The sequence below is a fragment of the Clostridium sp. genome (assembly GCF_017888565.1).
Classification (GTDB): Bacteria; Bacillota; Clostridia; order Clostridiales; family Clostridiaceae; genus Clostridium.
Genome location: NZ_JAGHFX010000073.1, coordinates 1 through 14,013 on the forward strand (window position 1 = coordinate 1; position 14,013 = coordinate 14,013).

15 protein-coding genes and 1 other annotated feature are annotated in these 14,013 nt (G+C 27.7%); of the genes, 11 read left to right on the forward strand and 4 right to left on the reverse strand.

The window, feature by feature from the left end:
* Positions 1 to 164 precede the first annotated feature (164 nt).
* The 3 genes from J7M87_RS14170 (at position 165) to J7M87_RS14180 (ending at position 2,562) form a co-directional block, all read left to right on the forward strand.
* Positions 165 to 905: a hypothetical protein gene (locus J7M87_RS14170; RefSeq protein WP_291651798.1), complete on the forward strand. Its 741-nt coding sequence runs from the start codon at positions 165 to 167 to the stop codon at positions 903 to 905.
* A gap of 138 nt (positions 906 to 1,043) precedes the next feature.
* Positions 1,044 to 1,994: a glycosyltransferase family 2 protein gene (locus tag J7M87_RS14175; protein WP_291651800.1), complete on the forward strand. Its 951-nt coding sequence runs from the start codon at positions 1,044 to 1,046 to the stop codon at positions 1,992 to 1,994.
* A 10-nt stretch (positions 1,995 to 2,004) separates the two neighbouring features.
* Complete coding sequence (locus tag J7M87_RS14180) at positions 2,005 to 2,562, forward strand: VTT domain-containing protein (protein WP_291651802.1); 558 nt, start codon at positions 2,005 to 2,007, stop codon at positions 2,560 to 2,562.
* Positions 2,563 to 2,658: 96 nt separating this feature from the next.
* Here the strand turns inward: J7M87_RS14180 and leuS are convergent, their stop codons facing one another.
* Positions 2,659 to 5,109 (reverse strand): leucine--tRNA ligase, encoded by a 2,451-nt coding sequence (gene leuS / locus J7M87_RS14185; RefSeq protein ID WP_291651804.1) that lies wholly within the window; start codon positions 5,107 to 5,109, stop codon positions 2,659 to 2,661.
* Between the two features lie 53 nt (positions 5,110 to 5,162).
* Positions 5,163 to 5,367, reverse strand: a binding site (T-box leader).
* 160 nt (positions 5,368 to 5,527) lie between these two features.
* Between leuS and J7M87_RS14190 the strand changes: the two genes are divergently transcribed.
* The 4 genes from J7M87_RS14190 to J7M87_RS14205 all read left to right on the forward strand — a co-directional run bounded on the left by J7M87_RS14190 (position 5,528) and on the right by J7M87_RS14205 (position 8,161).
* Entirely contained in the window at positions 5,528 to 5,896 is a 369-nt protein-coding gene (locus tag J7M87_RS14190; RefSeq protein ID WP_291651805.1) for a CoA-binding protein, read from the forward strand.
* Between the two features lie 25 nt (positions 5,897 to 5,921).
* Entirely contained in the window at positions 5,922 to 6,284 is a 363-nt protein-coding gene (locus tag J7M87_RS14195) for a YccF domain-containing protein (RefSeq protein ID WP_291651823.1), read from the forward strand.
* Between the two features lie 204 nt (positions 6,285 to 6,488).
* Positions 6,489 to 7,847, forward strand: a complete 1,359-nt coding sequence (locus tag J7M87_RS14200) for an MATE family efflux transporter (RefSeq protein ID WP_291651807.1) — start codon at positions 6,489 to 6,491, stop codon at positions 7,845 to 7,847.
* A gap of 98 nt (positions 7,848 to 7,945) precedes the next feature.
* A complete protein-coding gene (locus J7M87_RS14205; RefSeq protein WP_291651809.1) occupies positions 7,946 to 8,161 on the forward strand; it encodes a hypothetical protein in 216 nt (71 codons plus the stop codon).
* A gap of 67 nt (positions 8,162 to 8,228) precedes the next feature.
* On the opposite strand, the gene J7M87_RS14210 is transcribed toward J7M87_RS14205, so the two are convergent.
* The 3 genes from J7M87_RS14210 to J7M87_RS14220 are packed head-to-tail and all read right to left on the reverse strand — an operon-like array spanning position 8,229 to position 10,275.
* Complete coding sequence (locus J7M87_RS14210) at positions 8,229 to 8,723, reverse strand: hypothetical protein (protein ID WP_291651811.1); 495 nt, start codon at positions 8,721 to 8,723, stop codon at positions 8,229 to 8,231.
* 33 nt (positions 8,724 to 8,756) lie between these two features.
* A complete protein-coding gene (locus J7M87_RS14215; RefSeq protein WP_291651813.1) occupies positions 8,757 to 9,377 on the reverse strand; it encodes a J domain-containing protein in 621 nt (206 codons plus the stop codon).
* A 1-nt stretch (position 9,378) separates the two neighbouring features.
* The gene (locus tag J7M87_RS14220; protein ID WP_291651814.1) at positions 9,379 to 10,275 is read right to left on the reverse strand and encodes a DUF5685 family protein; all 897 of its coding nucleotides are present in this window, start codon (positions 10,273 to 10,275) and stop codon (positions 9,379 to 9,381) included.
* Positions 10,276 to 10,451: 176 nt separating this feature from the next.
* On the opposite strand from J7M87_RS14220, the gene J7M87_RS14225 reads away from it, so the two are divergent.
* The 4 genes from J7M87_RS14225 to J7M87_RS14240 form a co-directional block, all read left to right on the forward strand.
* Complete coding sequence (locus tag J7M87_RS14225) at positions 10,452 to 11,327, forward strand: polysaccharide deacetylase family protein (protein ID WP_291651816.1); 876 nt, start codon at positions 10,452 to 10,454, stop codon at positions 11,325 to 11,327.
* 119 nt (positions 11,328 to 11,446) lie between these two features.
* Entirely contained in the window at positions 11,447 to 12,130 is a 684-nt protein-coding gene (locus tag J7M87_RS14230) for a DUF554 domain-containing protein (RefSeq protein ID WP_291651818.1), read from the forward strand.
* A 452-nt stretch (positions 12,131 to 12,582) separates the two neighbouring features.
* Entirely contained in the window at positions 12,583 to 13,671 is a 1,089-nt protein-coding gene (locus tag J7M87_RS14235) for a BMP family ABC transporter substrate-binding protein (protein ID WP_291651821.1), read from the forward strand.
* A gap of 173 nt (positions 13,672 to 13,844) precedes the next feature.
* On the forward strand, positions 13,845 to 14,013 hold a 169-nt coding region (locus J7M87_RS14240), incomplete at its 3' end, for an ATP-binding cassette domain-containing protein (protein WP_291651825.1).

Genomic DNA, 14,013 nt, shown 5'->3' on the forward strand with positions numbered 1-14,013 from the left:
ATTTAATATACTTATAATTTTAAATATGTAGTTTATTAGTTTAAATATATAGTTATATTAAAATAAATTTATTTAAGAGTATAATGTTTGTTATAGAAAATAAATTTTTACATAAAGTAGTATATGTAATTTAATTATTATTCACTCAGAAGGGAAGTATTGTTTTGAAGCCATATGACAGAACTTATTTAGTAGACAAAATAAAAGAATATAATAACTTAATAACTTTAGGTAAAGTTGGAAGTTTTGAAATAAAAAAGATAAATGAAAAAAAAGATTTTATTAATGGATATATGTATAGTAAGAAAGAAAATATAGATTTAAATATTCTAGAGTTACATGGGCCTAATAATATATGGATGAAAATTTCTCCGTTAGAAATAGAAAGTTCTTATATGTTTATAAAATATGCAACAGGAAAAGTTGGAGTAGTCGGTTTAGGATTAGGTTATGTAGTTCAAGAATTAGCTCAAAAAGGTGATGTAACGGAAATTATAGTTTATGAAATAGAAAAAGATATAATAGATTTATATTATTCAAATTTTGAAAGTAATACTAAAATAAAAATAATAAATGAAGATGCTTATAAAGTTACTGGAGAAAGCTTTGACTTTTTTTATGTAGATATATATGAGTATCAGCTTACTAAGCAAGTAGTAAATGATTATATTAAATTTAATAAATTACATGATATAAAAGAATATTTGTTTTGGGGAATGGAACATTTCTTATTAAGTTGTAAATATGAAGAAATTGTATGGGTTTATATACCAGAGCTTTGGATGGAAATTAGCAAAAATATATTTATTGCTCTTCAAGATTCAAACCTTTTGGAGTATTATAAGCAATTAGATGAGGAATTAGTAAGTGGAGTATTAGAAGATTTTAAAGTAGCATTAGATTAATATGGTATAAAAAACAAGAAATAAAAATATATTTTCTTATATAAATTTGAGGAAATACTTAAAATTTGGAAAAAATAATTAAAATATGGTAAAATAAATAAAAAATATAAAAATTTAGGTTAAGCTAAAGGAGTATTTATGAAAACTATATATTTAGTTATACCATGCTACAATGAGCAAGATGTAATTTTAGAAACATCAAATAGATTAAATGAAAAGATGGGTAGGTTAATTTCTAATAAAATAATATCTAAGAATAGTAAAGTTGTATTTGTAGATGATGGAAGTAAAGATAACACATGGAAGATAATAGAGGAACTAAATAAAAGTAATTCATTATTCTTCGGAATAAAGTTATCAAGAAATAGAGGTCATCAAAATGCTTTACTTGCGGGATTATTAAATGTAAAAGATATGTGTGATGCTGCAATATCGTTAGATGCAGACCTTCAAGATGATATAAATGCAATAGATAAGTTTATAGAAAAATTCTATGATGGTTCTGATATTGTTTATGGTGTTCGTAGTAGTAGAAAAAGAGATAAAGGATTTAAAAGAATAACAGCTCAGGGATTCTATAAATTTATGAAGTTTTTAGGTGCTGATATGGTTTATAATCATGCTGATTATAGGCTTATGAGTAAAAGAGCTTTGAATGATTTGGGAGCTTATAAAGAGGTTAATTTATTTCTAAGAGGATTAGTTCCTTTGATAGGATATAAATCTGATATGGTTTTTTATGAGAGAAACGAAAGGTTTGCAGGAGAGTCAAAATATCCATTAAAAAAGATGTTATCATTTGCTTTTGAAGGAATAACTTCCTTTAGTGTAAAACCTATTAGAATGGTTTTTACAATAGGTTTTTTAATGTTCTTTGGAAGTGTAATAGCTATGCTATATTTTTTAGTAACATGGATTTTAGGAAATGCTGTTATAGGATGGACTACTATTGTTGCGTCCATATGGATGATAGGTGGAATTCAATTATTATGCCTTGGAGTCATCGGAGAATATATAGGTAAAATATACATAGAGACAAAAGAGAGACCTAAATTTATAGTAGACAAATTTATTAAAGATGGAAATTAAGGTTTAAGATATGTTTAATTTAGATAAAATAGTTACATTATTTCAAGAATATAGCATGTATTCTATTCCTATATCCATATTGATAAGTACGATAATTGCAATACTAGGAGTAGTACCATCAATAATTGTAACGGGAGCAAATATTATATTTTTTGGTGCCTTTGAAGGTTTTATAATATCGCTAATCGGAGAAGCCTTTGGCGGTTATATAAGTTTTGTAATATATAGGCTAGGATTTAAAAAGGGAGCAGAAAATATTAAAAATAAACATAAATTACTAAGGGCAATAGTTGATTCTGAAGGAAAAAAGGCAGGAGTACTTATATTTGAAGGTCGATTGATACCTTTTATACCTTCAGGATTTGTGACACTAGCAGCTGCTATTAGCAATGTAAAAGGATTTATATTTATAATTGCAACTTTTTTAGGGAAAATACCATCTATAGCACTTGAAGCATTGGTAAGTTATGATTTGATAAATATTGAAAAAAACTTTATTAGATTAATAACAACATTAGTAGCGGTATTGTTATTATATGTAACTTTAAAGAAATACAAAAAAGAATAAGATTAAAGGGCTAAATCAGAATCTATGTCATAAAGTACAAAGTTTATGACGATTTTCTTATTTAGCCCTTTTTCATAAAATAACCTTTATTTGAGTTTACTTAACAACTATATTTACAAGTCTTCCTTTTATAACTATAACTTTGACTATATTCTTGCCTTCAGTTGCAGCAATTATATTTTCATTAGCTAAAGAAGCGGCTTTAATTCCTTCTTCATCTAAATCAGTAGAAACATTTATTTTTGCTTTAATCTTACCGTTAACTTGAATAGCTATTTCAACTTCATCTTTAATTAAAGCTTTTGGATCAAATGTTGGCCAAGCTTCATTGAAGATTGAGAAGTCTAATCCAAATAAACTCCATTGTTCTTCAGCAAAGTGAGGTGCAAAAGGTGCTAGAATTTTTAAGAAGTCTACACAAGTTTTCTTTAGGAAATCTAAATTCTTTACATCTTCTTGTAAATACTTAGAGAAAGCATTAACAAATTCCATCATTCTTGCAATTGCTGTGTTAAATTGTAATTTATCAGCATCTTCAGTAACGCCCTTGATTGCATTATTTAGCCAGAAGTTTAATTCTTTTTCTGCTTTATCTAAAGTAGTTTTATTGTTATTTTTAGCTTCAATAGCTTCTCTAGCTATATCTAGATATCTTTCGATTCTGTCTACAAATCTTGCAACAGATTTAAGACCATCATCACTCCAAGCTCCACCTTCAATATAAGCAAATCCAAACATTAAATACATTCTAAATACATCTGAGCCATATTCTGAAATATAATCATTTGGAGAAATAGTATTTCCTTTTGACTTACTCATTTTTAATCCATCAGGTCCAAGAATTAATCCTTGGTGAGTTAATGACTTAAATGGTTCATCAAAATCTAAATATCCCATATCTCTTAAAGCTTTAGTAATAAATCTAGCATATAATAAATGCATACAAGCGTGCTCAGGACCGCCAACATATTTATCTACTGGAAGCATTTTATTTACTATATCTTTATCAAAAGCTTTTTCGCTATTTTTGCTATCAGGATATCTTAATTGATACCAAGATGAGCAAACAAATGTATCTAAAGTATCAGCTTCTCTTTTAGCAGGTTTTCCGCACTTTGGACAAGTGGTATTTATAAATTCATCACATTTTGCAAGTGGAGATTTTCCATCTGGAGCAAATTCAACATTGTATGGAAGTTCTACTGGTAATTGATCTTCAGGTACAGGTACAGTCCCACAATGCTCACAATGAATCATAGGAATTGGGGCTCCCCAATATCTTTGTCTAGATACTAACCAGTCTCTTAATCTATAATTAACCTTTGCAGAGCCAAGTTTCATAGATGATAATTTTTCAACTATCTTTTCTTTAGCTTCTTCAGTAGTTAATCCATCAAATTCTCCAGAGTTAACTAATACACCATATTCACAGTAAGGTAATTCAGTGTTATCACCTTTTTTGTTAGTTATAACTCTTTCTATTGGTAAATTAAACTTTGTAGCAAAAGCAAAATCTCTTTCATCATGTGCAGGAACAGCCATAACAGCTCCAGTTCCATAAGTTGATAAAACATAATCTCCAATCCAAATTGGAACTTCTTTATTGTTTATAGGATTTATAGCATAAGAACCTGTAAATACACCAGTTTTTTCTCTTGATAAAGATTGTCTTTCTATATCAGATTGTTTTTTAGCTTCTTCTTTATAATTTTCAACAGATTCTTTATATTCTGCAGTTGTAAGTTTATCAACAAGTGGATTTTCAGGTGCTAAAACAACATAAGTTACACCATTTAATGTATCAACTCTAGTAGTGAATACATCAAATTTTATATCTGAATTTTTAACTTTAAATGTAACTTCTGCACCAGTAGATTTACCAATCCAGTGTTTTTGCATAGCAACAGTTTTTTCTGGCCAGTCTAAAGTATCTAGTTTTTCTAATAGTTCATCAGCATAATCAGTTATTTTTAAGAACCATTGAGTTAAATCTTTTTTTGTTACTTCAGTTGAACATCTTTCACAAGCACCTTCAAGAACTTGCTCATTAGCTAAAACTGTGTTACATGATGGACACCAATTTACAGGAGCTTTTTTTCTATAAGCTAATCCCTTTTCATATAATTTTAAGAATACCCATTGAGTCCATTTATAATAGTCAGGGTTACATGTAATAACTTCATTATCCCAGTTAAACATAGCACCCATAGCTTTTAATTGTTTTTCCATAGTTTCTATATTTTTATCAGTTGAATCCTTAGGATGGATTCCTGTCTTTATTGCAAAGTTTTCTGCAGGAAGTCCAAATGCATCAAATCCCATTGGTTGAAACACGTTATATCCTTGCATTCTTTTCATTCTAGCCCATGAATCAACAGGTCCATAGTTAAACCAGTGACCAGCATGTAATTGGCTACCTGAAGGATAAGAGAACATTTCTAAAACATAAAGTTTTTCTCCTTCCTTATTTGGGTCGAATTTATAAAGATTTGTTTCTTCCCATTTATCTTGCCATTTTTTATCTATGGAAGTTCCATAATTAGCCACAACAATTCCTCCTTTAAAAGTAAAAAATAATATAAAAAAGCCCTTCATCTCAATTAAGAGACGAAGGACATATTCGCGGTACCACTCTTATTAGAAAAAATAATATTTTTTCTCACTCAAATATATAACGGTTTCCCGTACTTGCTTTTGACAAGTAAGCTCATAGGCAAGTTCTTATAAGTTAAACACTGTTTTTCAGCAACCAACAGCTCTCTTTAGAATAACGTTTATAATACTACTCCTAATCAAAGCAATAAATATATAATTTTAATATACTCAATTATATATTTTATTACAATATAAGTCAACAACCACAAAATAAGAAATTATATAAATTAAAATAAATTAAAAAATTTGTTGATGAAAAAGGAGCAATTGGATATATTAATCATATAAAACATAAAAGGAGGAAAAGGAAATGAATATAGAGGAGTTAATGGAACTTAAAAACTGGGTTGTTATAGGTGATATATCTAATGAAACTAAATATGCAAATAAGATTTTAAATAAGTTTAAGTTAAAAGGATACACAGTAAGTGGGATTCATCCTAAAGGTGGAGAAGGTATTTACACTAATTTGAAAGATGTTCCATATAACGTAGAAGCTATTGATTTATGTATAAATGCAAGATATGGAATAGAGTTTTTAAGAGAAGCAAAAGAGTTAGGGATAAAAAATGTATTAATACAGCCAGGTGCTGAAAGTGATGAAATATTAAAATACTGCAAAGAAAATTCTATAAATGCAATAGAGAATTGTGCATTGGTTCAATTAAATAATAGATAGATTAAAGAAAAGGGGGATGGAAAAATTGTCTTGTTTAGGAAATTTAATTTGGATTATTTTTGGAGGTTTTTTTAATGCACTAGCATGGCTAGGTTTTGGAGTATTATGGTGTATTACTATAGTAGGAATTCCTATAGGACTTCAATGTTTTAAAATGGCTAGGTTACAATTTGCTCCATTTGGAAAAGAGATTGTCACTAAGGATGATAGTGGCTTAAGTTTATTGTTTAATATACTATGGCTTATATTTGGTGGGCTGGAAATGTGTATAGCAAATTTAATTAGTGCTTTCTTTTTATGTATTACTATAATTGGAATACCATTTGCAAAGCAATCATTAAAATTAGCTAGATTATCATTAATGCCATTTGGTAAAGAAGTAGTATAATAATTGATATTTGAATTGTAAATTTTATATGTATTGAATCAAATTAAGTTTAATGTTTCTCTATTTAGTAGTATCATATTATATAAGTTATAATTATGATTAAATATAATCTTAATTATAATATAACAAAGTATTATATAAGTTTAACTATTGCGAATTAACTTGTATAAAGGACAAATATAGATATGATAAGGAGAGAAGTATATGTCTAGAAGTAAGATTAATTTGGGGGAAGGTTCTGTAGGAAAACTATTATTAAGCTTAGCTCTTCCGGCTATAGTAGCACAATTAGTAAATGTGCTATATAACATAGTTGATAGAATATTTATAGGAAGAATGGAAAATGGAGAAGTTGCTATGGCGGGAGTTGGGATTGCTTTTCCTATTATAATGATAATATCAGCATTTTCTGCTCTTATAGGTATGGGGGGAGCTCCACTAGCAGCGATAAAAATGGGAGAGAAAGATAATAAAGGTGCCGAAAAGATTATTAGTAATAGTTTTTCTACTTTAATAATTATTGGATTAATCTGTACAATTGGTTTTTTGATATTTAAAGAAGATTTATTATGGGCTTTTGGAGCTAGTGATGCAACTATTGGCTATGCTATTGATTATTTAACTATATATTTAATAGGAACAGTATTTGTTCAAATAGCTCTTGGTATGAATCCATTTATCAATACCCAAGGTTTTGCTAAAATTGGTATGGTAACAGTTGTAATAGGAGCTATAATAAACATAGTTTTAGATCCTATATTTATTTTTGGACTAAACCTGGGTGTAAGGGGAGCTGCTTTAGCAACTATACTTTCACAATTTGTTTCTGCAATATGGGTATTAACCTTCCTGTTTGGGAAAACAAGCATACTAAAAATAAGAGTAAATTATTTAGTTCCTAACTTAAAGGTATTACTACCAATAGTAGCTTTGGGGGTCTCACCATTTATAATGCAATCAACTGAAAGTTTAGTATTAATAAGTATGAATAATAAACTACAACTTTATGGTGGAGATTTAGCAGTTGGTGCCATGACTATAATGAGCAGTATAATGCAAATTGTTACTTTACCATTAATGGGACTTTCACAAGGAGCACAACCTATAATAAGTTATAACTTTGGCGCTAAAAATATTGAAAGAGTAAAAAGAACATTTAAATTATTATTAACAAGTTGCCTTATATATACTTTTACTATGTGGGCTTCTTTAATGATATTCCCAGAAATTTTTGTTGGGATATTTAATAATAAGCCGGAGCTTGTAGAAATAACTTCATGGAGTATGAGAATATTTTTTGGGGGGATTTTTATATTTGGTGCACAAATAGCATGTCAGCAAACATTTTTAGCATTAGGCCAAGCTAAAATATCACTTATTATGGCATTACTTAGAAAAGTAGTTTTACTTGTGCCACTTATATTCATACTTCCAATTTTCTTTGAGGATAAACTTAGAGCTGTATTATTTGCTGAGCCTATTTCTGATATAATAGCAGCACTTACAACAATTACTGTATTTATAATATTTTATAAAAAGACTTTTATTAAAGATGTGGAATAAAATATTAATATGATATACTATAATTATAAATATTCTCTTTTTTGGTAAAGAAAATATAGTGATAAATATTATAAATAAGTTTTTGGGGGAATAATATTTTGAAGAGTACTGAAAATAAAATTTTATTCAAAGAAATAAAATCATATGAGGAAGCTTACTTTTATAATTCCTCACCAGAAGATAGAAATAATAAATCTTTAAATGGTGCTGACAATTATAAAAAGAAAGATAGTAAAATGAAGAGATTTTTTGAATCTGCAGCAGGAGAGATGTTTGAAGGCGTTATCGAAATATTATTTTCTATATTAGATTAAGTAAATTAGAAATTTTATAAATGTTAATAATGGGCTAGATTTTGTAATAAAATCTAGCCCATTTAATTTAAATTCTATTGTGTATTCTTTGCATATAAAACGAAATTAATAATGTTAGTGCATAATCAAAAATTAAGAATACAGGTTGTGCTATAATCCATAACAACAAAAGTGGAAGCTTTGTTATTTCTATTGCTATAAAGGAATTAAATACAAAGATAGATATAAATAAAGAAATATTACAAAATATCATTTTACAAAATATTTCTAAATATAGTTTATTTAACTTTTCAATATAGTATTTAACTATTCCATATATTCCAAAAAACAAAATATATAGCAAAATTATATTAATAGGTAATATAAAAAAACCAACAATTGATGAAGCTATATATACAAGGAAAGCACTTTTAATAGATCCTCTAATTAGTGCAATTGGAATTAATAATGATGCTAAGGTAAGGATACTAAGGGTGCTTATAGGTAATAGAAAATTCAAATATAAAATTATGTTAGTAAGGGATACTAAAATAGCACTTAAAGTTATTTCTTTAGCTTTCATAATTTAAAACACCACCAATTAAATAATTAGGGATTAACAACAACCTATAAGGTCACCACCCATACATTCACACATTGAATCTAAACACCATAGATTTATACAGCAATCACAAGCGTTGGCGTTGTTTGCACCAGTTGTCCTATAATAGTTATTACTATAAGATTGAGTCCTTTGATGAAGAGAATTTAGGGTTTGTCTATATTCAAAATTATTAGGATCCATATTTACAGCTGTTTGAATATGTTTTAGACCTACATCAAACCAGCCTTTATTTGTTAACAATATTCCGTATAAGAAATTCCACTCAGCATTTCTGTTATTAGATATGCTATTAAGTCTATTTTCAGCTTCAGCAAAGTTTCCATTTTGAATAAGTCTTCTTATTTCTGAAAACATATAACTATTATCGCTTGATGAATTATTTGAACTACCATATGATGAATTACTACTTGAACTACTATATGAGTTACCAGTATTTTTAGTAAGTGCATCATAAGCTGCGTTAATATCTCTCATTTTTTCTTCAGCAAGATCTTTTAATGGATTATCACCATATTGATCAGGATGATATTGTTTTATTAAATTTCTATAAGCTTTCTTTATTTCTTCTTGTGTTGCCCCAGGTTTTAAACCCAGTACTTCATATGGATTCATTTTATTTGTCACTCCTTTTATCTTCTCTAGTATTATTTAATATTCCAACATATTTATCCATCATACCTAATTCTAAAATGTTTTTTAGAATATCTTCATTTCGCTTTAAAGGTAATTTGTCAAGTATATTTTTACAGTTGTATGAACAATTTAAAATTGTAAACTCTAACCTTCCTTGGATTAAAGGGATTAATTCCTTATATGACTTATTATCTTCATTAAATAAGTAATTTATTGGATTGAATTTTTTCTTTTCTATATCATCCTTTAAATCATCAAAAGCATCTATAAGGTATATCCATTTTCCTAAAGTATATCCAAGGTTATATAAATCATTTCTTAAGCTTTCGCTATCATTAATAAACTCATTAGGATAAGCTCTTAATATATTACCCACTATATCACTAAATGGATGGCATATTTCATCTATAGATGAGAAACTTTTATTTTTTTCAAATTCAGTTAATGCTCTAAGATTAACTCTTATAATATCGTTGATATCATCTATAGATTTATTAATTTTCTTTTGATATGGATAAAGTATTTTTTCAAATACTTTGCTTTTAAGTTTATTATCATCTTGAATATCATCTTTTAATTTATGATAATAAAGTGTTATGTTCATTGCAGCAGCATAATGTAATGCATCATTATCAATAATTACTGGCTTTTTATCTTTTGGATGAGCAATACAACGTTTAATTTCAATATTAGGTTCTTTAACTGATAAGGAATCTAAAAGTATTGCTAAAAATGTCATATCATAATTTAAAACCATTCTTGGTATATTACCAGCACTATTTTTTAATTGAAAACATAAACCACAATAATAACTTCTGAATTTTGTAAAGTCCTTCACTTTGAGTTCTGCTTTTAGAGGAGTTACGTATCCAAACAATAAAAACACTCCTTAATATTAGTTTAGATTAATTATACAAAAATAAAGTATCATTAACAATAATTTAAAGAAAAATAAGGAAATATTAAAAAAATAGAAACAATTACAAATTGGGTTGACAAAATATTCCTATAAATGTATATTCGAAATATACATAGAAAAGGGGAAATATGGTAATGAAAAAAACATTAAAATTAATAGCTATATTATTTATAATTTTAATTATAGGGTTTGGAGGAAAATTTATATTAGATAGTAGAGCACAACCTACAAATACTGATATACCAAGCAAAGAAAGTGACATAGATATATCAAATAAAGAAGATGAATCTCAAAAGGAAAATGTTAAAGAAGAGGAAATTAATTATTTAACTTTAGATGTAAATGAAGTTAAAATCCCTATATTAATGTACCATTCTATATCAGATAGCGATCCTAATAATAATTTGCTTGTTCCAACATCTCAATTTAATGAACAAATTAAGTGGCTTAAGGAATCAGGATTTACTCCAATGTTACTAGATGATGTTATAGATGCATTTAACACTGGGAAAGTTCCAGAAAAGCCAGTTGCAATAACATTTGATGATGGGTATGCAGATAATTATACAGATGCATATAGAATATTAGAACAGCACGATATGAAAGCTACCTTTTTTATAATAACAGATAAAACTGATGTTGATAGTTGGTATATGAATTCTAATATGCTAAAAGAAATGAGCGTAAATGGTATGGGGATAGAAAATCACACATCTAGGCATATAGAATTTACAAAAATATCAAGAGAAGAGAAGATTGCTATAATAAAAGAAGGTATTGAAAAGTTAAAAGAAAAAGTTGGGGTAGATAGTAAGTACATTTGTTATCCAGTTGGTAGATATGATGATGAAACAATAGAAATAGAAAAGGAATTAGGTATAAAAGCTGCTGTTACAACAGAAGGAGGAATTTCAAGCCTTTCTGATGGATTATATTCATTAAAAAGAGTTAGAATATCTCCTATGGATATTGAAACTTTTAAGAGTATATTTAATGAGTTTATAAATTAAAAAATAATTAGGATGTGATTTCGTCATATCCTATTTTTATATTATTAAAAGAGGTTGCAAGGTTATTGAGATATAATAAAATTACAAATAAATTAGAGTAGAAAGTAGGGGAATAAAAAATGATAGGAACAATAATAAATAGCTTAACTATAATAATTGGATCAATAATAGGGATTTTTGTAAAAGGAAAAATAAATGAAAAAATTAGTAATACGATAATGAAAGGATTGGCACTATGTGTTATTTATATAGGAATATCAGGAGCTATAAAAGGTGGTAATACAATCGTGATGATTATTTCTATAGCTCTAGGTGGATTAATAGGTGAGTTAATAGATATAGATTTAAAGCTTGAGAATTTAGGAAATAAAATAGAAAGAAAAGTAAAGAAAAATGGAAGTGATATATCTATTGCAGAAGGGTTTGTTACATCCACATTATTATTTTGTGTAGGAGCTATGGCAATAGTAGGAGCTTTAGAAAGTGGATTAAACAATAATTACAGTACACTTTTAGCAAAGTCTATTTTAGATGGAATTAGTTCTATAATATTTTCATCGATGTTAGGTATAGGAGTAATACTTTCATCAGTTAGTGTATTTCTATATCAAGGTAGTATAACTTTAGCATCTGGAATGTTATCAAATGTGCTTAGTGATATAGCTATAACTAATATGACTGCGGTTGGAAGTATATTAATTATAGGATTAGGTTTTAATATTTTAGGTGTTTCTAAGATTAAAGTATCAAACTTATTACCTGCTATGTTATTTGCTATATTATTAAGCTTTATAAAATTTTAAATTTTCATCTATAGTGTAGATTAATGTAGATTAGAAAGAGAAGTAGTATATACTACTTTAAGAAAATGCGTACAATAATTATAAAAAATTAATTATTGTAAGTAGTAATTGATTCGCACTTTATATTAAAAGATAGCATAAACTCTTATAAGATAAGAGGTCATGCGGGGGTTTATCTTAGGATGAAAATGAAAAAAATAAAATTACTCTTTGAATAATATTCGTGTTTTTGTTTTGATGTTTTAATAATTTATAAAAAAAATTTAAAAAATATATTTGAAAAGGTTTGATTATAAAATTATGTGTCGTAAGAATAAAAAAAATGTTATAAAATTATTGTAATAACGAACTATATGTTGTATAATTTTTTTGAAAGTTCGAATAAGAAAACTTTAAAATAATTAAGGTACAAAAGTATATTAAACTACAAAGGTTTAGGGAGGATTTTTAGAATGAAGAAAAGAGCAATAGCTTTAGCTTTATCAGCACTTATGATAACTGGTTTAGTTGGATGTGGCAGCAAATCAGAGGGAGCAGCAAACGATGTAAAAGTAGGTATGGTTACTGATGCTGGAACAATAGATGATAAGTCATTTAACCAAGGTACATGGGAAGGTATAAAAAAAGCAGAGGCAGAACTTAAAATTAGCAGTAACTACTTAAAGCCAGCAGGAACAACAGAAGCAGATTACATGAAGGAAATTGGAAATCTTTATGATACAGGATATAAATTTATAGTTACTCCTGGATTCAAATTTGAAACAGCTGTATTCCAAGCGCAAGAAAAATATAATGATGCTAAGTTTGTAATAATTGATGGATCTCCTAACAATGGAAAAACTGGAGCAGATAGAGTGGAAAAGGTTGGAGAAAATTCAGTTGCGGTTTATTTTGCAGAGCAAGAAGCTGGATTTTTAGTAGGAGTTGCAGCAGCGGTTCAATTAAAAGAAGGTGACTTAGGATTTATAGGTGGTATGGAAATACCTTCAGTTCAAAAGTTTAATTGGGGATTCCAACAAGGTGTTAAATATGCTAATGAAAACCTTGGAACAAAGATGAGTATTAAAGAAGAAAACGTAGTTTATCAAGGTTCATTTGATAACGTAGCAGCGGGACAACAATTAGCAGCTACTATGTATGATAATGGTGTTAAAGCTATATTCGTAGCAGCTGGTGGAGTTGGTGTTGGATCAATAAATGAAGCAAAAGCTAGAGCTACAGCTGGTAAAGAAGCTTGGATCATTGGTGTTGATGTTGACCAATATGCAGATGGTATATATAAAGATGATAAATCTATAATTTTAACTTCAGCTATAAAGAAAATTGATACAGCTACTTTTGATATAATCAAAGATGAATTAGATGGAAAATTCCCGGGTGGTCAAACTTTAACATTTGATGTTAAAAATGATGGAGTTGGTCTTCCAAATGAAAATCCAAACTTAGCTGAAGAAACTACTAAGAAAGTAGATGAAGTTTATAACAAGATTAAAAATGGCGAAATAAAGGTACAAGCTGAAAAAGGCGATTTAATAAAGTAATTTAATAAATTTTAATATTTTACTTATGAAATGGGAAAAGACGGAAGTACCGTCTTTTTCTTATATAAAGGGTTGATTAGATTAATTTAACAATTAGTCAAAAAAAAGGAATTAAGAAGGTTGTATAGATATAGCAAGAGTGTTTTTAGTATAAATATTAGGGAGGATAATTCATGAGTTATGTAGTGGAAATGCTTAATATTCGTAAGGAATTCCCAGGAATTGTAGCAAATGATAATGTAACATTACAACTAAAAAAAGGTGAAGTTCATGCTCTTTTAGGTGAAAATGGTGCAGGAAAATCTACATTAATGGGAATGCTTTTTGGGATGTATCAACCAG